Genomic DNA, 22050 nt, shown 5'->3' with positions numbered 1-22050 from the left:
GCCTGGGGGCCGTCGCTCAGAGATGGGCGACGATGGCGGGCAGCAGATCCTGGAAGGTCTGACCGGCGGCCGGTTCACCGATGGCCTTCAACTGCCAGCCGGCACCGTTCCGGTAGAGCTTCGCCATGATCTGCGCCGTGTACGCACCACCACCACTAAGGGTGTAGCGGGCGAGTTCCTGCCCGGTCGCCTCGTCGACCAGGCGGCAGAAGGCGTTCTGCACCTCGGCGAAGGTCTGCCCGGTGAACGAGTTCACCGTGAAGACGATCTGGTCGACATGGCCTGGGACCCGGCCGAGGTCGACCAGGATGACCTCGTCGTCGCCCCCGGCGCCCGTGCCGCCGACGAGGTTGTCCCCCAGGTGACGTACGGACCCGTCCTGACTGGCCAGGTGCTGGAAGAAGACCACGTCGACCATCTGCCCGTCGGCGAACAGCAGGGCGGAGGCATCCAGGTCGATCTCCCGGGCGCCGGCCAGCTTGGCCAGGAACCCCTTGCGCTGCGCGGCCTGCCAGCCCAGGCCCATACGGACGGCGCTCAGCGCCGTGCCGTCGGACTTGCTGAGGCTGATCTGCTGGCCCTTGTTCAGATTGACCGACACGGATGGCTCTCGCTTTCTGTCGTCCGGTTTACGTCTCGGGTCCCGCCTCAGACGTTGACGCCGAAGTCGGCGGCGATGCCCGCCAGACCCGAGGCATAGCCCTGACCGACGGCCCGGAACTTCCACTCGGCGCCATTGCGGTACAGCTCACCGAAGACCATCGCGGTCTCCGTGGAGGCGTCCTCGGAAAGGTCGTAGCGGGCCAGTTCGGCGCCACCGGACTGGTTGACGACACGGATGAAGGCGTTGCGGACCTGGCCGAAGCTCTGGCCGCGCGCCTCTGCGTCGTGGATCGACACCGGGAAGACGATCTTGTCGACCTCGGCGGGGACGGCGGCGAGGTTCACCTTGATGCTCTCGTCGTCGCCCTCGCCCTCACCGGTGAGGTTGTCACCGGTGTGCTCCACCGAACCGTCCGGGCTGGTGAGGTTGTTGTAGAAGACGAAGTGCTGGTCGGAGACGACCTTGCCGGAGGCGTTCAGCAGCAGTGCCGAGGCGTCGAGGTCGAAGTCGGCGCCGGTGGTGGTCCGCACATCCCAGCCCAGCCCCACCAGCACCGCGCTCAGCCCCGGCGCCTCCTTGCTCAGCGACACGTTGCCACCCTTGGACAGGGAAACACCCATGGTTCGTCCCTCCACGCACGCGATCGGTTCGAGTCCTTGCCCTGGACCCCACCTAGAATCTACAACACTGTAGAAACATCGCGGGTGGACGGCACGGAGAGACAGCACCGCAAGGAAGTATGAGCAGGTCACGGCCGCCGCTCGCTTTGTACGATGTGACGCTCCTCCGACGTGAGGGGTTGAGGCGAACCCCGCAGGCAGAAGGGAGAGACCGCGTGACGGAGCCGGAGCCGCGCCGGCGGCGCAGGGCGCACGGCTCGCTGGAGACGCAGGTGCTCGGCGTGCTGCATGAGGCCGACGGCCCCGTGACCGCGGGCTGGGTGCAGGAGCGGCTGGCCGCCGACCTCGCCTACACGACCGTGATGACGGTGCTGGCCCGCCTGCTGGCGAAGCACGCGGTCACGCGCAAGCGTGAAGGACGCTCCTTCGTGTGGATGCCGGCCGCGGACGAGGCCGGACTGGCCGCGCTGAAGATGCGCAGGGTGCTGGACGGCGAGCAGGACCGCCGGGCGGTGCTGGCCAGCTTCATCACCGGGCTGCCCGAAGGCGACGAGCAGCTGCTTCGCGAACTGCTGGACCAGGACCCGGACGAGGACTGAGCGCGCATGGGAATCTTCGTCTTCCTCCCACTGGTCCTGCCCTTAACCGCCTGGCCCATCGCGCGCCTGGCCGCACAGCGCCTCCACCCCCGCACCGCAACGGTGGTGCTGACAGGCGTCTGCACGGTCATGGCGGTGTGCAGCACGGTGTGCCTGGCGCTGCTGGTGGTCGTCGGCACCGCACAGCTGCCCGGCAACCCGCTGCCGGACGGCTGGTCGGATCCCGAGGTGCGGGAGAGCGTCCCGCGGCACGAGGTCGCCGGAAAGGCCGCCATCCCCGCGCTCTTCGCGGTCATCGGCACCTGCGGGCAGGCTCTGCTGCACCACTACCGCGTACGGTGGCGCGCCCACCGGGCCCTGGACGGGCTGCGCACCACGGAAGTGGCCGTACTTCCCGACCCCCAGCCGTATGCCTACGCGCTACCGGGCGGCCTGCGCGACCGGATCGTGGTGTCCACGACCATGCTCGCCTGCCTCTCCTCCCGGGAGCGCCGGGCCCTGTTCGCCCACGAGCGCAGCCACCTCGCGGCCCGGCACCACCGCCATCTTCTCCTCGTACGACTGGCCGCCTGCGCCAACCCGTGCCTGCTGCCGTTGCGGAAGGCCGTCGCCTACACGGTGGAACGGTGGGCCGACGAGGAAGCCGCCCAAGCCGTCGCCAGTCGCAAGGTGGTCGCCCGCGCGATCGGCAAGGCGGCGCTCGTCTCGCGCAGCACACCCACGCCCACCCTCGCCGGCCTCGCCGCCCCGGGCCCGCTCCCCCGCCGGGTCGCGGCCCTGCTCGAACCGGAGCCAGCCGTGCGCACCTGGCCGCCGACCTTCACCGCGGCGGGCCTGGCCCTGTGGACCGCGGCCACCGGAGTCCTGCTCTCGGCGACGTTCTCCGCCAACTCGGCGTTCACCCTGCTACTCCTGCTGCACACGGCGACGCCGCTCTGATGCCGAGACGCCACAGCAGCGGGCCCGGCAGGTAGTCCATCCCTGCCGGGCCCGACGACGCGCGTGGTGAGGGTTGTTCGCTCAGAGGTCGAACTCGTGGGGCGGCAGCCCCAACGCGAAGCAGGCATCCTTGACCACCGCGCGCTCGGTGGCGTCGAAGTCGCCGTCGGCGCCACCGATGACGATCCCGATCTGGATCACGGCACGGGCCTCGGCCGGCTTCTTCTTCGCCTTGGCGACCTCCTGCAGCACGCTCACCTTGCCGAAGTCGAAGTCGGCGGTCAGCTTGTTGAGGTTGTCCTCGAAGCGGCGCTGAAGGTCGTCGGCGGGGAAGTTCTGCAACACCTCGTTGCTGAAGATCAGCTGCGCGACACGCTGCCGCTCGGACGGGTCAATCTTCCCGTCGGCGGCCGCGACCAGGGCACACATCGCCATGCTCGCGTCGCGGAACGCGCCGCTTTTGAGGTCGTTCTTCTTCGCCACCAACTGGGTCTGCATCTGCGACGCCGAATCCTTGATGCGGTCCCACAGGGCCATATCGACTCCCCTTGCTCAAGGGCCGCCGCAGTGAGCCCGCAGGCAGGCAAACCCTCGGCAGCCGAATCAACTTCTACAATATTGTAGAAGATAGCAGGGAGAGAGATCACTCTCCTCCCCCTAGACCGACTAACGCGTGACGCGGACCGAACGCTCCCTGATGTGCGCTTCGAAGCGTGCATGAGGGAGCCTCCACGTCGACACCGACGGAGCCGTAGGGCTGCGGGTGGTGGCGGGCGAAGAAGACCCAGCCGACCATCGCGTAGACGTGCAGCAGCAGTGCATCGACGAGGAAGCGACGGCGCTTGGTAGATGCATGGCCTCTGGCCTGTGTTTTCGCCCCCTCTTTGAGGTCTTGCCGCGACGTTTGACGACCACTGCTGACCGCACGCCATGGGCGCGGGCCGAGAGGCAGGCACTGCTCGACCGCATCGCTATAGCCCACCGCGCCCTGGACGACCATGAACGCGAGCACACCCATGCGTCAGCGCCACCCGGCATCGAAGCGGAACGGACTACCCCCGTCCCCACAGGGCAGATGTAACCGCAGACAGGAGCGACTAAGGGGCGGACATGGAGATCTCCGGCATCATCAGCGCGATCGTCATCGGCATCGTCATCGGGGTCCTCGGCCGGCTCGTCGTCCCCGGACGCCAGCACATCGGCATCCTGTGGACCATCCTCATCGGCATCGTGGCAGCCCTCATCGGCTCCGCCATCGCCGCAGGCATCGGCGTCGCCGACACCAAGGGCGTCGACTGGATCGAATGGCTCATCCAGATCGCGCTCGCCGCCCTCGGCGTCGCCGCCCTGGACCGCGCCAAGGCCCGCCGCTGAACACCAGGTGGCGACAGCAAGTAGCTGTGCCAGGCGGACACCGGCAGCCGGCCCCGGGCCGCCCTCCGGCGGGCTGGGCTGTTCGCGCCGCCATAGCCTCGCGAGTCCTTGCCGGCGGTCTCGGCGGCCTTGACCAACTGGGAGCGATCACGGTGGCGACCGCGCCAGGCGCCCCGCCCATCTCCCGGCGGATCCGCTTGCGAAGCTGGTCACAGATCTGCCCGATGACCCGGCGGCAGCCCAGCGGGCCGTTAACCCGTAGCAGGTCCGCCAGGGCGGGAAGTCCTTGGGCAGCGCCCGCCACTTTTTACACCGTGTCCGATGCGCCGGGCCGGAGTGAAAGGTACCGGTTCGTTCCTTCGGCGCCTGGGTGGGGCAGCCCTGCGGCACCGCACCTCGGGGCGAGTGCGATCGCAAAGTCGGCGCGCCCTGAGAGCGTCACAGGAACACGAACCGCGTGCGGCGCCGACCGCATCGTGCGCGCCGGAGCATCCGCTCTCAGACGAAGCCGCACCGGAGCGCTCCGGTGCGGCTTCGTCGTCTCATGGCTCCGCGTAGCGGTCCCGTGGGCGGACGCCGGCGGGGCCTCGCCGTATCACTGACGCCCCTATAACAGGGGGACTCTGGGTACCGTCCTGACCAGGTTGAACACCTCTCGGGCGGCATATCGCTTGAGGCATCGGATGATCTCGCGCCGGGTCTTGCCCTCCCGGTTGCGGCGTGCGAAGTACGCCTGGGTGCGCGGGTCGTGGCGCAGGCGGGTGAAGACGATGCGGTGCAGGGCCGCGTTCGCCTGGCGGTCGCCGCCGTAGTTGAGCCGACGCGTGCTCCTACGGCCAGAGGAACACTCGACGGGACTGACTCCGCAAAGGGCAGCAAAGGAAGCCTCCGTGTTCAGCCGCTCGGGGTTGTCTCCCATGGTGATCAGCAGGGTGACGGCGCTGTCCGGACCGATGCCCACCGGTACGAGTAGCTGTGGGGCGTGAAGTTCGACGAGCCGGGTTATGCGTTGGTTCAGCTCGTCGATCTGCCCGGTGAGCTGTTCGATGCGCTCGGCCAGCATGCGCAACGCCATGTGGGTGGCCTGGGCCACCACGTCATCGTCGCCCTCACCGTCACGTAGGCCCAGGCGCGCACAGGTGCGGAACAAGTCGGCATTGCCCAAGCTCGACAGCCGCTCCCGCAGGGCGGGGGCCGGCGATGACCAGAACGGCTTTGAGCTGGTTGATCGCCTGGGTGCGGGCCTTGACCGCCGAGTCCTTGGCGAGTTTGAACATCCGGGCGCTGTGCACCGGTCCGTCGCCGGCTTTTGCCCGGGCCCGGGCGCGACCGCTGAGCACGGCCCGCGCGGCAGCTTGCGCATCGAGCGGGTCCGACTTGCCGAGCAGCCGGCGGGCCGTGCGGTCCGGCCGGTTCACTTCGATCACTTCGACGTGCTGAGCCAGCAGGTAGCGGGACAGGCCCGCTCCGAAGGTGCCTGTGCCCTCCACACCGGCCCGGCGCACCGTCCCCCGCTTGCGGGCCCAGACGAGCAGCCGACGGTAGCCGGCCGCCGTCGCCGGAAAGGACCCGGTGCCCAGTACCTTCCCAAGCGGGGAGACCACGGCGGCGACGTGCACCTCACCGTGCGTGTCCACGCCCAGAACAACCTCGCCCCGATTGGGCGGATCGGTGCTGGAGGAGGTGCTGCGCTGTCTGGTCTCATGGTGATTCGCCTCCCGCGTGGTGACGTGCTGGGTGGATGGCACCGGCCCGCTCGGGCGGTCTGAACCGTGATGACGCCCTGAAAGACGGCAAGGCCCCTATGGGGACACGCCCTGTGGCTCGGTACCTGCAGACGCCATCCCGCAACGACAGTCGACAAGCCAGTGACTGGACACTGCGGTCATAGATCTCATGAGTCAGACCCCCGTCCGGGACGGCACAGCGCAACCGTCCCATCGATCCCGCCACAACGGCATGATCCGATCACCGCCGGATGGCTTCGAACGAACCGACGCTCAACCCGGCCTGGACGGGCTGACTACAAGTCGACTCTTCGTCCACTCATGACCGGCATGACGGACAGCCTCGTGGTCCGCTTCAACGGCAGTGGCCGGCAGCCCCGCACCCGGGATCCTGCAATACACCGGTCGGCGCCGGGGCCAGCGCTGAATGTGACGCCCCGTCTCCAGCCACAGATCGCCGACTGGGACAGCAGACCGGAAGGCGTCGGACAGGTTGTGCGAGGTCAGGCGCTGGCGGACTTTGCGGCGAGCGGGCGCAGCCGGTGTGCGTCGTCGAACAAGGCGTGTTCGGAGAGTCGCACAGCGATGAGTGCGGCGAGCGCTGCGGCGGCGAGCAGCATGTACATCACGACGATCTGGTAGCGGATCGCGGTGAGGGGGTCGACTCCGGCGAGGATGAGGCCGGTCATGGCGCCGGGGAGGCTGATGACACCGACGGTCTTGGTGGAGTCGAGGGCGGGGATCAGGGCCGTACGGACGATGGTGCGCTGGTGCGGGGCAAAGGCGTCGGTGGCTGCGAGGCCGAGGCTGAGGCGGGCCTCGATGGCGGGGCGGGCGGTGCGGACCTCGTCGTACAGGCGGGTCAGGGCGAGGGCGGTGGCCTGCATGGCGCCGGAGACGACCATGCCGCCGACGGGGATGACGACGCGGGCCTGGGTGGCGATCACGCCGAGGGCGAGCAGGGTGCCCATGGTCGCCGCCGTGCCGACGGTGATCGCGGCGGTCGCCGTGGGGAGGACCCTCGGCAGGGCGGAGGCACGGCGGGCGGCGACCCGGCCGGCGATCAGGACCATGAGGGCGAGCCAGCCGATGGCTCCGGCGAGTCCGGTGTGCTGGAAGACCAGGAGCAACAGGGCGCCGACCGCGGCAAGTTGAAGAGCGGCTCGGACTGCGGCGAGGGTGATGTCGCGGACAAGGTGGAGGCGGCCGTGCCAGGCCACGGCGACGGTGAGGGCGATGAGGGCGGCCGAGGCGGCGACTCCCGCCCAGGTGGGGACGGCGGGGTTCACGCGGGCTCCCTGAGGTAGTCGACGTGGTGGGCTTCGCCCTGTTCGGCGAGGCGGCCGTGGTCGAGTACGAGGACATGGTCGGAGACGCGGCGGGCCTGTGCGGTGTTGTGGCTGACCAGCACCACGGTCAGTCCGTCGGCGACCAGTTCGCGTATGACGCCCTCGACGGCGGTGGTGCCGACGGCGTCGAGGGCTGAAGTGGGTTCGTCCAGCAGCAGCGCCCGAGGGCTGACGGCCAGGGCCCGGGCCAGGCAGACGCGTTGTGCCTCGCCGCCGGAGAGATTGGTGGTGGGGCGGTCGAGGTAGGCGGCGGGTAGGTGAGCGCGGTCCAGCAGAGCCGCCGCTTCGTGCCGGTCCAGGTCGCGGGCGCCGACGCGTAGGTCGTCCAGGACGGTGTCGGTGAGTAGGACGGGTTGCTGGCCGACGAGGGTGACGTGGCGGCGCAGGGTCAGCACGTCCCAGTCCGGCAGGGGACGGTCCTGGAAGATGACCGTGCCGGTCGTGGGTTCTTCGAGCCGGTTGAGCAGGCGCAGGAAGGTCGTCTTGCCCGCGCCGCTCGCCCCGACCAGGGCGGTGCAGGCCGATGCGGGGATGCGGCAGGTGATCTCCTCCAGCAGGATCGCCTCACCGCGTCGCACGGTGACCTGTTCCAGGGCGAACGCGCTCGACTCCACGGGTGCCACCTCCACCGCCCACAACTTGATGCAACCATGGTTACACGAACCTGGTAGGCGCTGTCAGCAGCGATGCATGTCGGCCGGCTTCATCGAGTCGGCTGATAGATCAGGAGGGCCGGGTGTCCGCCGGAGCCGTGCGGGACGGGGTAGTAGCTGCGGTGGGTGGTGGAGTCGACGGCGACGACGTGCGCGCCGTCGGCCAGGTGGGCGCGGCCGGTGACGGTCGGGTGCCGGTTGCGGTTGTCGGCGGTGGTGACCCAGCCCGATTCGGCGGCGACGTAGAGGTGGCGGGCGGCGGGGTCGTAGGCGAGGACGTCGGGGTCCTGGCCGACCTGATCGGTGCGGGTGACGCGCCAGCTGGTCAGGTCCAGGGTCAGCAGGCGGGCGTTGCCGTCGCAGGCGACGAAGGCGAGCCGGTCGGCGGGGGCGAGGGCCAGACCGTGGTCGTGGTCGCAGCCGGGCAGCGGGACGCGGCGGGTGATGTGGAGAGTGGCGGGGTCGATCACGGCGAGTTCGTTGCGGGTCTGGACGTCGACGAGCATCTGCCTGGTGGTGGGGTCGTAGGCGACGTTGCCGGCCTCGCCGCCGAGAGTGACGGTGCCGTGGACCGTTCCGCTGTTGGCGTCGACGACGGTCTCGGAGCCGCCGGATTCGTTGGTGGTCCACACCGTGTTGTGCAACGGGTCGTAGGCCAGACCGTCGGGGGTGTCGCCGGTGGGGCTGCGGTGCAGGACCTTGCCGGTGGTCTCGTCGATGGCGGCGACCTGGTTTGCGTCACTGGCGGTGGCGTACACCCGGTGCAGGGCGGGGACGACCAGGACGCCGTGGACGCCGGGCAGGTCGCTGATGGTCCGCACGACCTTGTCCGCGTGGGTGTCCACCTCGATGACCTGGCTCGCGCCGAGGTGGGCGATGAACAGCAGGCCGCGGCCGGCATCGAGGCTGGCGTAGTCGAAGCGGGAGCTGTCGCCGGGCAGGGCGATCTCCTTGACCAACCGGAGGGGCAGCGCCTCCTTCGGCGGCGGGCTGCTTCCGCGGGTGAGCGTCACGCCGGCCACGGCTGCGGCGACGGCGACGACCAGGCCGGCCGCCAGGGCGAGCAGGGCGCGAGGAGTAAGGCGACGGATCATGGGCGGGCTTTCCAGGGGTCGGCGGTGAGGTGGGAGGGTCGTCCCGCCGCCCGGAGGAGTTCGGGTCGGCGGAACGACCGGGCCGTTCAGTACAAGTAGATGTCGACCAGCAGGGCAGCGACAGCGGCCAGCAGCGAGTAGCGGACGCTGGTGCGTGCCGGCTGGGTGGCCAGCGGACCCAGCCCGTAGCCGAGGGACGCGGCGGCGAGGGTGAAGACGCCGGAGCCGGTGTCCTGCCAGCTGACCGGGAAGACGATCACGGGTACGTCGGTGAAGAACTGGTCCCCATGGGCGGCCCGCAGGATAGCGTTCCAGGCGAGGGGCCCGACGGCCGCGGCGAGCGCACCCGTTGTCACCACCGCTCGGGCGCGGCCCCGGGCGATGGCGATGAGGACGGCGGCGAGGACGGCCGACAGTACCGCGCCGTAGCCGATCTGACCCCAGCCGATCACGACGCGGGAGCCGGCGCGGTCGCGTCCAGGGCGGGGCGCAGGGCCTTGGCCAGGGTGACTCCGTCGGCGGTGGCCCAGAAGTGCATATAGAACAAGCGGGGCTGGTCGGTCAGGGAGTGGTTGTGCAGTTCGACGATGTCGATGTTCCCCTTCCGCAGCGCCTGGATGACCTTCTGCACCTCGGGTGCGGTCATGACGAAGTCGCCGTTGATGGCCGCCTTGTTGCCGCCCAGCGGCTGGAAGTTGATACCGGTGGTCAGGCCGAGGGCGGCAGGCAGCACGTGCGTGCCGTCATTGACGGCCTGCTTGCGGGCGACGGTGAACTTGTAGATGCCGCCGTCCGCGGTGCCCTTGCGGCCGAGCGCCTTGTCGATGCCGGCGGTGTCCAGCGCGATGGGCGGCTGGGTGGCCGGGGGCGGCGAGGCCGGCGGTATGGCGGTGGCGTCCAGCGCGGACTTCAGACCCTGGGCCAGTTTCACCGGGTCGCCCATGGCGTGGACGTGGGTCCACCAAATGGCCGGGGACTGCTGGAGCAGGTGCTTGTGCAGGGCGGTCTGCTCGATGCCCGCGGCCTGGAGCGCGTCGGTGACCTTGGGCAGCTCGTCCTCGGTGACGACCAGGTCGCCCATGAGCATGGCGCCGTCGTGGTACTTGGCGAAGTTCGCGTAGCCGCCGAGAGAGAGGCCCGGCTTGACGGTGACGCCCTCGGTGGTGACCTTGAGGTCCTTGCGGGGCAGCGCGACGTGGTAGACGGTGCCCTTCATCAGCGTTCCGGTGCGGCCGAGGGCGTCGGCGACGGGCTTCCAGTCCTTCTCCGTCGTCTGCACGGCCTGCTGAAGGCGGCCCGGCCGGACGGCGGCCTGCGCCCCGACCACACTCGTACCGCCGGCATCGCTTCTCGCCTGGGTACCGCAGCCTGCCAGCAGGCCGCTGCCCGTCACCAGCAGGAGCGCGGCCGCCGTCCCTGCGGCCGGCTTGGTGATCGAACGGGGTGACATGACCACTCCTCGTCGAGATCGTTGTCGAAGTCGAAGGTGCCTATGTGGTCACAGAAGCCACCCCTGATGAAGTTGCCATGAAGAGCCACCCGGACAAACGGGTGACTTCATGCCACCTTCATGAGCGGCAAGGATCGTCAACCGCGCGACGAGCTGCGCGACAACGACGGGACGAGGGAACGTGCGATGCGGATCCTGGTGGTCGAGGACGAGCCCAAGATGCGGGCCCTGCTGCGCCGGGCCCTGACCGAGGAGGGCTATGCCGTCGACACTGCCCCCGATGGCCCCCAGGCCCTCGCCCTCACCGACGTGGCCATCTACGACGCGATGGTGCTGGACGTGATGCTGCCCGGCCTGGGCGGCTTCGAGGTCTGCGCCACCCTCCGCAGACGTGGCACCTGGCTGCCCGTGCTGATGCTCACCGCCAAAGACGCCGTCGCCGACCGGGTGCGCGGCCTGGACGGCGGCGCAGATGACTACCTGACCAAACCGTTCAGTCTGGAGGAACTCTTCGCGCGGCTGCGGGTGATGATCCGCCGTGGCCCGTTCGAGCGCCCGGCCGTCCTCACCGCCGGCGACCTGTCCCTGGACCCGGCCACCCGGACCGTGCGCCGCGGGGAGGAGGAGATCTGCCTGACCGCCAAGGAGTACGCCCTGCTCGAAGCGCTGCTGCGCCGCCCCGGCACCGTCCTGACCCGCGCCATGCTCGTCGAACACTGCTGGGACCTGGGCACCAGCCCCGGCTCCAACGTGGTCGACGCCCACATCAAGGCCCTGCGCGACAAGATCGACCGCCCCTACGGCACCCAGGCCGTCGAAACCGTCCGCGGAGCCGGCTACCGGATCCGCCGCGACGGCGGCCGCACCCCCGCGAGCCGCACGTCATGAACCGCATCCCGCTCCGCATCCGCCTCACCGCGATCTTCGCCGCCGTGATGGCCCTGGTCCTGGCCGGCGCCGGCTACCTCACCCTCAGCCGCTTCCGCGAGTCCCAGGCCGAGTACGGCGCGAGCACGGGCATCGCCCACCAGGCCCAACAGGAAGCCCTCGACGACCTCGTGCGCGAACTGCTCACCGCCCTGCCCATCGTCTTCGTCCTGGCCACCATCGGCGCCTACCTGCTCGCCGCAGCCGCCCTGCGCCCGGTGGAACGCATGCGCACCCAGGCCGCCGCCGTCACCGAGGACACCCCCGAGCACCGCCTCGACGTACCGCCCAGCCGCGACGAGATCGCCCGCCTGGCCACCACCCTCAACGACATGCTCACCCGCCTCCAGACCGCCCTCGACCACGAACGCCTGTTCGTCGCCGACGCCAGCCACGAACTGCGCACCCCGCTCAGCCTGCTGCGCACCGAGATCGAACTCGCCCTACGGCACCCACGCGACGCCGCCGAATTGCACGCCGCCCTGGTATCCGCGCACGAGGAGACCGAACGGCTGGTCCAGCTCGCCGAGGACCTGCTGCTCCTGGCCCGCACCGATCGCCGCGACACCACGCCGGCCGGGTCAACGGTGCCCGACCTGGCACCCGTTCTGCACCGGGTGGCGGCCCGCCTGCGCAACGGCTCCCCCGACAAGGCCATCACCGTCGACTGCCCCGCCGGGCTGACCGCCGCCGTCCCCAGCGACCGGCTCGACCGGGCGGTGACCAACCTGATCCACAACGCCCAGCAGCACGGCCACGGCCCCGTCGAAGTCACCGCCCGCCCCCACGACAAGCAGATCCGCATCGAGGTCCGCGACCACGGCCCCGGCTTCCCGCCCGACTTCCTCCCCCACGCCTTCGACCGCTTCACCCAGGCCGACCGCTCCCGCGCCACCACCGGAACCGGCCTCGGCCTGGCCATCACCGCCGCCATCGCACGCTCCGCCGGCGGCGACTACGGCGCCTTCAACCACCCCGACGGCGGCGCCGTCGTATCGATCGCCCTCCCCGCCCTTCCGCAACCGCCCGCGTCCGTTTGATGCACCCCGAGCACCGTGCAACCATGGTTGCGCCGAGTGTGGAGCCGACTGCGGGGAGCGCCGATGGACCGGACAACGTCCGCTACGGGAACAGGCACACGCCATGACCACTGACCGGCCGACCCGCGACCCTGGTGAATGGGTCCTGCTCTCCTACCGGATTCCCCGCGAACCCTCCACACCCCGCATCGCCCTGTGGCGCAAGCTCAAGCGCCTCGGCGTCGCCCAGATCTCCGACGGCCTGGTCGCCCTGCCCTCCGACGCCCGCACCCGCGAACAGCTGGAGTGGATCGCCGACGAGGCGATCGAGGCCGGCGGCACAGCCTCCATCTGGATCGCCCGACCCGCGACCCACGCCCAGGAACGCGAACTGGCCACCACCATGGCCGCCGCCCGCGCCGCCGAGTACCAGGCCGTCATCGACCAGGCGACCCAGGCCACCGGCACGGCAGGGGCCGCACCGGTCGTACGGCGGCTGCGCGCCGAACTGCGCCGCATCGACCGCCGCGACTTCTTCCCGCCCCTCGAACGCGACCGCGCCCACGCAGCCGTCCAGGCCCTCGCGGACAAGCCCGGCGGCACCGCCGGCAAAGCCGCGCCGCAGACCGCGAGCCACCCGGAGAACGCATGAAGTGGGCCACCCGTGCCGGGATCCACATCGACCGGGCCGCCTGCGCCTGGCTCATCCGCCACCACATCGACAAGAAAGCGGAGTTCGTCTTCGTCACCGACCCCGCCGACGTCCCCGAGGACGCGACTCCCTTCGACATGCGCGGCGTGGACCTCGGCCACCACGGCGGCGACTGCTCCTTCGAGACGATCCTGCGCCGCTACGACCTGACCGACCCGGTGCTGTGGAAGATCGCCGAGATCGTCCACGAGGCCGACCTCGACGACGAACGCTACGACGCCCCCGAGGCCCCCGGCGTGGACGTCATCCTGCGCGGCCTGTCCATGATCTGCGACGACGTACGCGTCCTGGAGCTGACCGGCCCGCTCTTCGACGGCCTGTACGAGTACCACCACCGGGCCATGCTGATAGGCCGCCCGCCGTCCTGAAGGCGTCTGCCGTCCTGAACCCGTTCGAGTCCGCACGAGTCATCCGGGACTACTCCATGACCCTCGTCGTCGCTTCTTCCTCGCCGGAAATCTTCAGCACCGCCCACATCGCGCTGACCGCCGCCATCACCGGCGTTCTCGCACTCGCCGTGGCGGCCTGGCGGCTTCCCCGTGCCGCATGGCCCGACATGGCCGCGGTGGCGGTGCTGTCCGCGGCTTCCGTCTACCTGTGGCGGATCTCCGCGAACATGACGCAGCTGAACACGGACGGCCTGCCGGGATTCTCCGCCAACGACTGGGCCGCCCCCGTCCTCACGTACGTCTTCCTCAGCCTCTACGCCGACATCCGCCCACCGGCAGACCCGCGCCGCTACGCCCAGACCCGCGCGCTCGCCACCCTCGTCTCCCTGGCGGTCAACGTCATCACCATCTGACGCCATTGATGGAAAAGTGAAACCATGGTTACAGTGCTCGTGTGAGTTCCGAGCACTCTCCGACGCCCGGCAGCGCAGGCGCCACCGAGACCCCCGCACCGGCCACGGCACCTGACGGCCCGGGCTTCGCCGCCGTGCTGCGGTACTTCCTGCGTCTGGGCACCCTGGGCTTCGGCGGGCCCATCGCCGTCGTCGGCTACATGCAGCGCGACCTGGTGGAGAAGCGCGGCTGGATCGCCAAACAGGAGTTCCTGGGCGGCGTCGCCCTCGGACAGACCATGCCCGGCCCGCTGGCCGCGCAGGTCGCCATGTGGGTCGGCTACCTCAGACGAGGCGCACTCGGAGCGGCCGCGACCGCGCTCGCGTTCATCGCGCCGTCGTTCCTCATGGTCACCGGCGTAGCCGCCGTCTACGCCCACTACGCGGGCCTGAGCGTGGTGCAAGCCCTCTTCTACGGCATCGCCCCGGCCGTCATGGCGATCATCTCCATCGCCGCCTACAAGCTGGTCCGCCTCACCGACGGCAAGGACTGGCGGGCCTGGGCCATCAGCACCGTGGTGTTCGCGGTCACCGCACTCACCGGCAGGGAACCTATCTACCTCATCGTCGGCGCCGGCCTGCTGATGATCACCCTCGACGCCCGCCCCCGCCTGCGCCTGCCACGCCGACGCACCCCGTCTCCCGGCAAGGGCACCTCCACGTACGGCATCGCCGCCTGGCCCCTGGCCTCCACCGCCCTCGGCGCCCTCGCCACCGGCGGAACGCTCGCCTCCCTCGGCCTGTTCTTCCTCAAGACCGGCGCCCTGGTCTTCGGCTCCGGCCTGGCCATCGTCCCCCTGCTGCGCGACGGCGTCGTCACCCAGCACCACTGGCTCACCCAGGCACAGTTCCTGGACGCCGTGGCGATGGGACTGATCACCCCGGGCCCGGTCGTGATCACCGCCGGCTTCATCGGCTACCTCGTCGGCGGCGCCACCGGCGCGCTGGTCGCCACCGTCGCCATCTTCATCCCCATCTACTTGGGCGTCGTCGTCCCCGGCCGCTGGTTCATCCGCCACCGCGACAACCTCCAGCTCAAGGCATTCGTCACGGGCGCCACCGCCGCCGCGGGCGGCGCCCTGTGCGGCGCGGTGGTCGTCCTGACCCGCCAGGCCGTCACCGACATCCCCACCACCGCAATAGCCGTGGTCACCCTCGCCCTGCTGTGGCGCTTCAAGATCCCGGAGCCGTACGTCGTCGGTGCAGCAGGGATCCTCGGCCTGCTGCTGCACTGACCAGCCCCCGGCATTCGCCTGGTGAAACACGACGACAGCAAGAATCAGCACTGGTAGCGACAGCTGCCCGCATGGGCCGCGGACAGCTGCACGCACCAGGTCACTCGTGCGTGCAGCCACGTGGAATCCGGCGGTGCGGCACCGGAGCCCGAGCGGTTCAGTCCTCGACGGCCTGACGGATGCGGCGGGAGGGGGTGAACTCGTACAGGTCGAGGACGCCGGGCGGGTCGGCGAGGCCGGGGCCGCCGGCGGCGATCCATGCGGCGATGTCGTCGGCGGCGTCGGGGTCGTTGACCAGGCCCAGCCACACCGGCCGCCCGCCTGCCACCCGTCCTTCGGCGGTGGGCTGGACGACGATGACGTTGGCGTGCTCGCACGCGTCCAGGCAGCCGGTCACCCTCACCTGGGCGTTGTCGGCGAGTGCCTGGCGTAGCCGGGAGAGTTGTCCGGCGTGGTCCAGGCCGGGGATCTTCGGCGTGCCGCAGCAGCAGCCGCGGCAAACGGTGACCGTGCACCGGGCCGGCCCTGCCGAGGCGGGGGCGGCTTTGCGGGTACGGCGGCTCACCGGCCGGTCCCGGTGCGGGCGCGGCGCCAGGCTCCGTCGGCCAGCAGCCGCAGGCCGTTGAGGCCGACGATCACGGTGGAGCCCTCGTGCCCGGCGACGCCGAGCGGCAGCGGCAGCGTGCCGACCAGGTCCCAGATGACCAGGCCGGTGATGAACACACCGGCGATCACCAGGTTCTGCACCACCAGACGGCGGGCCTGCCGGGAGAGGCGTACGACGGTGGGGATGGTGGCCAGCTCGTCGCGGACGACGACCGCGTCGGCGGTCTCCAGGGCGAGATCGGATCCGGCCCGGCCCATGGCGATACCGGTGTGGGCGGCGGCCAGCGCGGGCGCGTCGTTGACGCCGTCACCGACCACCAGGACCTTCCGGCCCGCCTGCTCCCACTCCTGCACGGCGGTGACCTTGTCCTGCGGGAGCAGGCCCGCGCGGACGTCGGTGATGCCGACCTCGGTGGCGAGCCGGGCCGCCGCGCGCGGGTTGTCACCGGTGACGAGCACCAGGGCGGTGCCGGTCAGCTCGCCCAGAGCGGCGACCGTGCCGGCGGCCTCCTCGCGCAGCCGGTCGGCGATGCCCAGCACGCCCACCGGGGTGCCGTCGGCCGTGACCAGCACGGCGGTGCGGCCCTCCTCCTCCAGGCCGGCGGCGACCGCGGCGGCCGGGTAGGTGCTGCCGTCCAGGAGCCGAGCGGGGCTGCCGACGGCGATCTTCCGGCCGGTGACGGTCGCGGTGACGCCCGTGCCGGGCGCGGAGGCGAAGTCCTCCACCACGGGGATGTCCAGCTCGCGGGTGCGGGCGGCGTCCACGATCGCGCGGGCCAGCGGGTGCTCGCTGGGGTGCTCGGCCGCCGCCGCGAGCCGCAGCAGTTCGTCGCCGGTGAGGCCGGAGCCCGCGAGCGGGCGGACGTCGGTGACGCGCGGGGTGCCCTCGGTCAGTGTGCCGGTCTTGTCCAGCGCCACCGCGTCGATCTGGCCCAGGCGCTCCATGACCACGGCCGACTTCACCAGTACGCCGTGGCGTCCGGCGTTGGCGATCGCGGACAGCAACGGTGGCATGGTCGCCAGCACCACCGCGCACGGCGAGGCGACGATCATGAAGGTCATCGCCCGCAGCAGCGTCGGCTGCAACGCCGCGCCGAAGAGCAGCGGCAGGACGAACAGCGCGACGGTGGCGGCGACCATCCCGATCGAGTACCGCTGCTCGACCTTCTCGATGAACAGCTGGGTCGGGGCCTTGGTCTCGGAGGCTTCCTCGACCATGGCCACGATCCGGGCGATCACCGAGTCGGACGGGTCGCGCTCGACCTTCACCCGCAGCGCGCCGGTGCCGTTCAGGGTCCCGGCGAACACCTCGTCCCCGGCCTCCTTCGCCACCGGCAACGGCTCACCGGTGATGGTCGCCTGGTCCACCTCGCTGGCCCCGTCCAGCACCCGGCCATCGGCGCCGATGCGCTCGCCGGGCCGCACCAGGACCGTGTCGCCCACGCGCAGCTGCTCGGTCGGCACCGTCTCCTCCCCGCCGTCATCACTGACGCGGGTGGCCGTGGTGGGAGCGAGGTCGAGCAGGCCGCGCACGGAGTCGGCGGTGCGGGCGGTGGCGATCGCCTCCAGCGCGCCGGAGGTGGCGAAGATGACGATCAGCAGGGCGCCGTCCAGGACCTGCCCGATCGCCGCCGCCCCGAGCGCGGCGACCACCATCAGCAGGTCCACGTCCAGAGTCTTCTCCCGCAGGGCCTGGAGCCCGGCCCAGCCCGGCTCCCAGCCGCCGGTGGCGTAGGTGAGCGCGAACAGCGGGCCCCACGACCAGGCCGGGGCGCCCGTCAGGTACAGCGGCAGGGCGATCAGGAACAGCACCAGGGCCGCCGTGGCCCATCGGGCCTCGGACAGGGCAAGGATCCGGGTGCGGCGGCGGGGTGCCACCGCGTCACGGGCAACGCCGGGCGGCGCCGGGCGGGTGAGCGTGGATGACATCGACGTGGGGTCCTTCATCAGTAGCGGGACGGAACGCAGTCCGACCACACCACCGTAGCAGGAAAGAATGAAGAGTCATTCATGCATTCATGGAAAGTGCCGATACCATGAGCCCATGGGTCATGGAGCCGCACCGTCAGCAGAAGCAGAAGGCGTTCCGCGCGGGCGCCTGGACGCCGCCAGCGCCGCCAAGGTCGCCACCACCCTCCAGGCTCTGGCGACTCCGTCACGGCTGCTCATCCTTGCCCGACTGCGCGAAGGCCCCCTGCCCGCGACGGAGCTGGCCGCCGAGGTCGGAATGGAGCAGTCCGCCTGCTCCCACCAGTTGCGCCTGCTGCGCAATCTCGGCCTGGTGGTCGGCACCCGCAAGGGCCGCTCGGTGGTGTACTCGCTCTACGACAACCACGTCGCGGAACTTCTCGACCAGGCGATCTACCACATCGAGCACCTCCGCCTCGGCATGAGCGACGCCGCCGGCACCGTCACCAACCTGCCCGAACAGCACATCTAGCCAGGAAGGCGTGAGCGGCAGGTCGTCCGTATAGGCGTTGACCGGTTGAGAGACCTGCTCGGCGCGGCGCACGTCGAGGGCTGCCGCCGCGGACTTCGTACCGAGTCCGCCCTGGGGATGCCAGCTTCCGGTGACGGCCACCCAGATGTTCGCGGGGAGGGCGTCGCTGCCGTACATCAGGACCTTCACCGTCTGGGCGTCCGCCGCGCAGCAGGTGAAGATGATCCGGGTCAGGTACCAGCGGCCGCCCTGGCCTGCCGGGGTGACGAAGCCGGTCATCCGGACGGTACGGCCCTTGATGCTCAACTCCCGGTCCTGCTGGACCCGGGCGGTGAATTCGCTGAGCGTCATCGGCAGCGGCGAGGTCGTCACGGGCAACGGGTCGAACCGCTTCTCCTTCTTCACCGCCTTCTCGGTGGCACGCGAGGCCGAATAGGCGCCGAGCGCGGGTGGAGCATAGAGGAGGAGGCTGAGCGCGGGGAGGAACAGCAGCCAGGCGATGCGCGGGGCTGTGGAGTGGTCGTGTCCGTGCGCGGTTTCGTGGTCGTGGTCCTGGTCGTTCCTGTCGAGGGCCGCGCCCGTCAGGCCGAGCAGCAGCAGGATCACGCCGGATGCGATCAGCGGCGGGCGCAGGCCCTCCTTGACGTAGCGCAGGTAGAGGTCGGTGAAGAGGGCGGCGTGCAGCAGACCCAGGCCGGTCAGGGCCAGCAGGACGACTTGGACCGGGCGCTTCACAGCAGTGCGCCTCCGATCAGAACGCTGGTGACCACGGCCACGACCGTGGTCGCGGTGGAGAAGCGGAGTGCGAACGCCCGGCCGAAGGTACCGGCCTGGAGGACGATCAGTTTCAGGTCGACCATCGGGCCGACCACCAGGAAGGCCAGCCGGGCCGTGGGCGAGAAGCCGGTGAGGGAGGCGGCGACGAAGGCGTCGGCCTCCGAGCAGACCGCGAGCAGCACGGCGAGCGCCGTCAGGAAGAGGACGGACAGCCAGGGTGAGCCGGAGAAGGTGTCGAGGACGGAACGGGGCACGGTCACGTTGAAGGTGGCCGCCGCCATCGCGCCCAGCACCAGGAAGCCGCCCGCGTGCAGGAAGTCGTGCTGGAAGCCGCGGCGGAACTCCGTCCAGCGGTGGTGACCCGGCTGGTGGCCGGTGTGGCGGGCGGCGGGCCGCAGCCACTCCTCTCGCCCCAGCCAGAGCCACAGCCAGCCCATGACGGCGGCGGTGGCGAGCGAGGCGAGCAGGCGGGCCGCGACCATGGCCGGGCGGCCGGGGAAGGCAACCGCCGTGGCGGTGAGCACGACGGGGTTGATCGCGGGCGCCGAGAGGAGGAAGGCGAAGGCCGCGGCCGGGGTGACGCCGCGGCGGACCAGGCTGTTCGCGACGGGGACGGATGCGCATTCGCAGCCGGGCAGGACGACCCCGGCGGCACCGGCCACCGGGACGGCGAGCGCCGGGCGTCTGGGCAGGACCTTGGTGAACAGGTCCGCGGGCACGAAGGCGTTGATCGCTCCGGACAGCACCGTGCCGAGCAGGAGGAACGGCAGCGCCTGGACGGTGATGGCCAGGCAGACCGTGCGCCAGGCCGAAACAGCGGGGCTGCCGAGCCACTGGGTGCCGGTGAGCACAAGAGTGGACGCCAGTCCGGCGGCCATGGCAGCACCTGCGACCCACGACCACGGGACGGCCCGTCGCACAGGTGGTGCGGCGGGTGAGGCCGCCGCTACACCCCCCACATTGAGCATTTCATCCGCTTTTGGATTTTTACTCCGGATGTCGGATGTCGGATGTCGAGGCCGAAGATAAGCGAGAGGGGTGCCCCGCACCGCGCCCACACGCCGCCCCGATCGGATGACGGGAATCCGGACGAGGCGTCTCTTTAGGGATCCGGCCTCCGGTCGGCCCGGGTCATGCCTGATGATGGGCAGGCCATGAACCAGATCCGTACGACGACGCACCACGTGCCCCTGCCCGCCTTCCGGGCGGCGGCGTTCGCGGTGGTCGGGACGGTACTGGGGGCCAGCGCCCATCACCTGGTCGACGGCGGACCCGTGCCGTGGCGTCAGTGCGCGGCGGCGGCAGCGGTCCTCTTCGGCGTCGGACTCGCCGGTACCCGGCGGCCGCGCTCACTGACCGCCGTGGTGGCGACGTGCAGCGCCGCGCAGGCGGGGCTGCACGTGTGGCTCATGAGGGAACACGCCGACGCCTCACCGGGCATGACCATGAACATGCCCGGCCACATGGATCACGCGGCCGATTCCCACAGCGCCTGGCACGAGCGGCTGCACGCCTCCACGGCGATGACCGTGACGCACACGCTGGCCGCCGTCCTGGTCGCCGTACTGCTGCACCGCGCAGACGCCGTCTGCTGGACTCTGGCCCGCGGACTGACCACGGCGGTCGAGGCGGTCCGGGCGCGGATCGCCACCGCGCACTCACTCCTGGGCGACCGGCCGGTGCCGGCCCAGGCCGGTACGCGTGAGGCCGTCGCCCTCGCTCGGCTGGAACGGCCGCCGCCCCAGAGCGCGGTACTCATGGACGTGGTGGTGCGGCGGGGCCCTCCCCAGGCTGAGCTCGCTCTCGCCAACTGACCTTTCCGGGACGGCAGTCGAAGCCCCGCCGTCCCGCGTTCCGCCACGCCTGGAGACAGCACACCCATGTTCACTGCCATGAAGCAGCACAGCACCGCCCGCCACCTGACGCTGCTGACAACGGCGACGGCCACTGCCCTCCTCCTGGCCGCCGGTCCGGCCGCCGCCCATGTGGAGGTCGAGTCGGACAAGGCGCAGGCCCTCGCCGCGAACGTCGAGATCAAGTTCGATGCCGAGTCGGAATCCAACACCGCCGGCATCACCGAGATCCGAGTCGTCCTGCCCGAAGGCATCGACCCGGCCGGCGTCACGTACGGCGAAGGACCCGAGGGCTGGAAGTTCACCGCCGCCGACGACGGCTATACCGTGAAGGGTCCGGCCGTGAAGGCCGGTGTCAACGCCGAGTACTCGGTGGTCGTCAAGCAGCTCCCCGACGCGAAGGAGCTGGCCTTCAAGACGCTCCAGTCCTACAGCGACGGGCGCACCGACCGCTGGATCGAACTGGACGAGAGCGGCGAGAACCCGGCGCCGGTCCTCAAGCTCAAGGCCGCAGCACCGGGTGCCGAAGCTGCCGCCTCCTCCTCCCCCGCCGACTCCGCGTCCTCGACGCCGTCGACCGAGGAGACCGCCGAGACCTCATCCACCCCACAGGCAGCCGGCACCGAGAAGGACGACGACGGGCTGTCCGCCGGTGCCTGGACCGGGATCGTCGCGGCGGTCCTCATCGTGGCTGCGGCCGCCGTCTTCGTGGTACGGCGTCGCGGTGCCGGCGCGACGCAGGACTGAGCCGACACCGACGAGGCAGGAGTGAGCCGGCGTTGATGCCGCGCTGAGCCGTGGGCTCCGCCACCCCGCAGTACGAGGTGGCGGGGCCCAAGCGCTCCGCACCGTCCGCAGTTCCCTCAATGGCCCGCGGACACCGGATGCGCCGTGTCCGCCAGCAGTGCGGCCGGCGCCATGGCCACCGCCACCGGCAGCAACGCCACCGCCAGCGTCGCCACCAGCATCAGCGCCGAGAGCGACCGGCTCGCGGGGCGCGGCGTCGAGCCGATCAGTCGGCGGATGCGCCCGGCGGGGTCGGCTCCCGTCATGGCGGGCAGGCCAGGTGCACCGGGACCCACGCCGGGCGCGGAGGACATCTCCAGCAGGGCCTTGGCGACCGCGCGCCTGCCGTGCCGATGTGCCGCCTGGTCGTCGGCGGCCATCTCGGCGAGACGCCGTACCTGGTCGGCGTATCCGCGCAGCAACCCTGTCCAGCCGAGGGCTGCGG

The 22050-nt window shown here is 70.8% G+C and carries 26 protein-coding genes and 3 pseudogenes; 12 read left to right on the top strand and 17 right to left on the bottom strand.

Annotation, left to right across the window (positions count from 1 at the left end; translation table 11 throughout):
* Window positions 1–16: 16 nt before the first annotated feature.
* Window positions 17–601 (bottom strand): TerD family protein, encoded by a 585-nt coding sequence (locus ACQPXS_RS35810; protein WP_433453622.1) that lies wholly within the window; start codon window positions 599–601, stop codon window positions 17–19.
* 47 nt (window positions 602–648) lie between these two features.
* A complete protein-coding gene (locus tag ACQPXS_RS35805) occupies window positions 649–1224 on the bottom strand; it encodes a TerD family protein (RefSeq protein WP_383669924.1) in 576 nt (191 codons plus the stop codon).
* A 215-nt stretch (window positions 1225–1439) separates the two neighbouring features.
* Here ACQPXS_RS35805 and ACQPXS_RS35800 point away from each other — a divergent pair, with 215 nt between their 5' ends.
* Entirely contained in the window at window positions 1440–1823 is a 384-nt protein-coding gene (locus tag ACQPXS_RS35800; protein ID WP_433453620.1) for a BlaI/MecI/CopY family transcriptional regulator, read from the top strand.
* A gap of 6 nt (window positions 1824–1829) precedes the next feature.
* Complete coding sequence (locus ACQPXS_RS35795; protein ID WP_433453618.1) at window positions 1830–2762, top strand: M56 family metallopeptidase; 933 nt, start codon at window positions 1830–1832, stop codon at window positions 2760–2762.
* A gap of 81 nt (window positions 2763–2843) precedes the next feature.
* On the opposite strand, the gene ACQPXS_RS35790 is transcribed toward ACQPXS_RS35795, so the two are convergent.
* Complete coding sequence (locus ACQPXS_RS35790; RefSeq protein WP_383669916.1) at window positions 2844–3299, bottom strand: tellurite resistance TerB family protein; 456 nt, start codon at window positions 3297–3299, stop codon at window positions 2844–2846.
* Window positions 3300–3501: 202 nt separating this feature from the next.
* Window positions 3502–3591 (bottom strand): annotated as a pseudogene (locus ACQPXS_RS35785) (ion transporter); the annotation flags it as partial.
* 281 nt (window positions 3592–3872) lie between these two features.
* On the opposite strand from ACQPXS_RS35785, the gene ACQPXS_RS35780 reads away from it, so the two are divergent.
* The gene (locus ACQPXS_RS35780; RefSeq protein ID WP_383669914.1) at window positions 3873–4136 is read left to right on the top strand and encodes a GlsB/YeaQ/YmgE family stress response membrane protein; all 264 of its coding nucleotides are present in this window, start codon (window positions 3873–3875) and stop codon (window positions 4134–4136) included.
* Between the two features lie 62 nt (window positions 4137–4198).
* Here ACQPXS_RS35780 and ACQPXS_RS35775 read toward each other — a convergent pair.
* From ACQPXS_RS35775 to ACQPXS_RS35740, 8 genes and pseudogenes are all read right to left on the bottom strand, one after another.
* Window positions 4199–4442, bottom strand: a pseudogene (locus ACQPXS_RS35775) (transposase); the annotation flags it as partial.
* Between the two features lie 301 nt (window positions 4443–4743).
* Window positions 4744–5301, bottom strand: a complete 558-nt coding sequence (locus tag ACQPXS_RS35770) for a transposase (protein ID WP_433453617.1) — start codon at window positions 5299–5301, stop codon at window positions 4744–4746.
* Window positions 5252–5773, bottom strand: a complete 522-nt coding sequence (locus ACQPXS_RS35765; RefSeq protein ID WP_433453616.1) for an IS110 family transposase — start codon at window positions 5771–5773, stop codon at window positions 5252–5254. Before ACQPXS_RS35765 ends, ACQPXS_RS35770 begins: the two co-directional genes overlap by 50 nt.
* A gap of 593 nt (window positions 5774–6366) precedes the next feature.
* Complete coding sequence (locus tag ACQPXS_RS35760) at window positions 6367–7152, bottom strand: ABC transporter permease (protein WP_433453615.1); 786 nt, start codon at window positions 7150–7152, stop codon at window positions 6367–6369.
* On the bottom strand, window positions 7149–7826 hold the full coding sequence (locus ACQPXS_RS35755) for an ABC transporter ATP-binding protein (protein ID WP_433453613.1): 678 nt from the start codon (window positions 7824–7826) through the stop codon (window positions 7149–7151). Before ACQPXS_RS35755 ends, ACQPXS_RS35760 begins: the two co-directional genes overlap by 4 nt.
* A gap of 89 nt (window positions 7827–7915) precedes the next feature.
* Window positions 7916–8959: a hypothetical protein gene (locus ACQPXS_RS35750; protein WP_433453611.1), complete on the bottom strand. Its 1044-nt coding sequence runs from the start codon at window positions 8957–8959 to the stop codon at window positions 7916–7918.
* A gap of 86 nt (window positions 8960–9045) precedes the next feature.
* The gene (locus tag ACQPXS_RS35745) at window positions 9046–9411 is read right to left on the bottom strand and encodes a hypothetical protein (protein WP_433453610.1); all 366 of its coding nucleotides are present in this window, start codon (window positions 9409–9411) and stop codon (window positions 9046–9048) included.
* A complete protein-coding gene (locus ACQPXS_RS35740) occupies window positions 9408–10409 on the bottom strand; it encodes a DUF1259 domain-containing protein (protein ID WP_433453608.1) in 1002 nt (333 codons plus the stop codon). The genes ACQPXS_RS35745 and ACQPXS_RS35740 overlap by 4 nt, the downstream gene beginning before the upstream one ends.
* Before the next feature lie 120 nt (window positions 10410–10529).
* Between ACQPXS_RS35740 and ACQPXS_RS35735 the strand changes: the two genes are divergently transcribed.
* From ACQPXS_RS35735 to chrA, 6 genes are all read left to right on the top strand, one after another.
* Window positions 10530–11297 (top strand): response regulator transcription factor, encoded by a 768-nt coding sequence (locus ACQPXS_RS35735; protein WP_433453607.1) that lies wholly within the window; start codon window positions 10530–10532, stop codon window positions 11295–11297.
* Entirely contained in the window at window positions 11294–12376 is a 1083-nt protein-coding gene (locus ACQPXS_RS35730) for a sensor histidine kinase (protein ID WP_433453605.1), read from the top strand. Before ACQPXS_RS35735 ends, ACQPXS_RS35730 begins: the two co-directional genes overlap by 4 nt.
* A 103-nt stretch (window positions 12377–12479) precedes the next feature.
* The gene (locus ACQPXS_RS35725) at window positions 12480–13007 is read left to right on the top strand and encodes a Chromate resistance protein ChrB (RefSeq protein WP_433453603.1); all 528 of its coding nucleotides are present in this window, start codon (window positions 12480–12482) and stop codon (window positions 13005–13007) included.
* Window positions 13004–13435: a chromate resistance protein ChrB domain-containing protein gene (locus ACQPXS_RS35720; RefSeq protein ID WP_433453601.1), complete on the top strand. Its 432-nt coding sequence runs from the start codon at window positions 13004–13006 to the stop codon at window positions 13433–13435. The genes ACQPXS_RS35725 and ACQPXS_RS35720 overlap by 4 nt, the downstream gene beginning before the upstream one ends.
* Before the next feature lie 56 nt (window positions 13436–13491).
* Complete coding sequence (locus tag ACQPXS_RS35715; RefSeq protein ID WP_433453599.1) at window positions 13492–13869, top strand: hypothetical protein; 378 nt, start codon at window positions 13492–13494, stop codon at window positions 13867–13869.
* Window positions 13870–13910: 41 nt separating this feature from the next.
* On the top strand, window positions 13911–15143 hold the full coding sequence (gene chrA, locus ACQPXS_RS35710; RefSeq protein WP_433453597.1) for a chromate efflux transporter: 1233 nt from the start codon (window positions 13911–13913) through the stop codon (window positions 15141–15143).
* A 157-nt stretch (window positions 15144–15300) separates the two neighbouring features.
* On the opposite strand, the gene ACQPXS_RS35705 is transcribed toward chrA, so the two are convergent.
* Window positions 15301–15708 carry a (2Fe-2S) ferredoxin domain-containing protein gene (locus ACQPXS_RS35705; protein WP_433453596.1) on the bottom strand — a complete coding sequence of 136 codons (408 nt, stop codon included), beginning with the start codon at window positions 15706–15708 and terminating at the stop codon, window positions 15301–15303.
* Window positions 15705–17678, bottom strand: a complete 1974-nt coding sequence (locus tag ACQPXS_RS35700; RefSeq protein ID WP_433453594.1) for a heavy metal translocating P-type ATPase — start codon at window positions 17676–17678, stop codon at window positions 15705–15707. The genes ACQPXS_RS35705 and ACQPXS_RS35700 overlap by 4 nt, the downstream gene beginning before the upstream one ends.
* Before the next feature lie 115 nt (window positions 17679–17793).
* Between ACQPXS_RS35700 and ACQPXS_RS35695 the strand changes: the two genes are divergently transcribed.
* Window positions 17794–18189: an ArsR/SmtB family transcription factor gene (locus tag ACQPXS_RS35695; protein ID WP_433453593.1), complete on the top strand. Its 396-nt coding sequence runs from the start codon at window positions 17794–17796 to the stop codon at window positions 18187–18189.
* A 3-nt stretch (window positions 18190–18192) separates the two neighbouring features.
* Here ACQPXS_RS35695 and ACQPXS_RS35690 read toward each other — a convergent pair.
* A pseudogene (locus ACQPXS_RS35690) lies at window positions 18193–18924 on the bottom strand (TIGR03943 family putative permease subunit); the annotation flags it as partial.
* On the bottom strand, window positions 18921–19844 hold the full coding sequence (locus ACQPXS_RS35685; RefSeq protein WP_433453591.1) for a permease: 924 nt from the start codon (window positions 19842–19844) through the stop codon (window positions 18921–18923). The pseudogene ACQPXS_RS35690 and the gene ACQPXS_RS35685, both read right to left, overlap by 4 nt.
* A gap of 276 nt (window positions 19845–20120) precedes the next feature.
* Here ACQPXS_RS35685 and ACQPXS_RS35680 point away from each other — a divergent pair, with 276 nt between their 5' ends.
* Together ACQPXS_RS35680 and ACQPXS_RS35675 are read left to right on the top strand one after the other, a co-directional pair.
* Window positions 20121–20780, top strand: a complete 660-nt coding sequence (locus ACQPXS_RS35680) for a hypothetical protein (protein ID WP_433453589.1) — start codon at window positions 20121–20123, stop codon at window positions 20778–20780.
* 78 nt (window positions 20781–20858) lie between these two features.
* Window positions 20859–21566 carry a DUF1775 domain-containing protein gene (locus ACQPXS_RS35675; RefSeq protein ID WP_433453588.1) on the top strand — a complete coding sequence of 236 codons (708 nt, stop codon included), beginning with the start codon at window positions 20859–20861 and terminating at the stop codon, window positions 21564–21566.
* Between the two features lie 116 nt (window positions 21567–21682).
* On the opposite strand, the gene ACQPXS_RS35670 is transcribed toward ACQPXS_RS35675, so the two are convergent.
* Window positions 21683–22027, bottom strand: a complete 345-nt coding sequence (locus tag ACQPXS_RS35670; RefSeq protein ID WP_433456279.1) for a hypothetical protein — start codon at window positions 22025–22027, stop codon at window positions 21683–21685.
* Between the last annotated feature and the right edge of the window lie 23 nt (window positions 22028–22050).

It is taken from the genome of Streptomyces sp. CA-142005, assembly GCF_050942335.1.
Lineage (GTDB): Bacteria > Actinomycetota > Actinomycetes > Streptomycetales > Streptomycetaceae > Streptomyces.
This window is presented reverse-complemented; position numbering and strand designations above follow the sequence as displayed.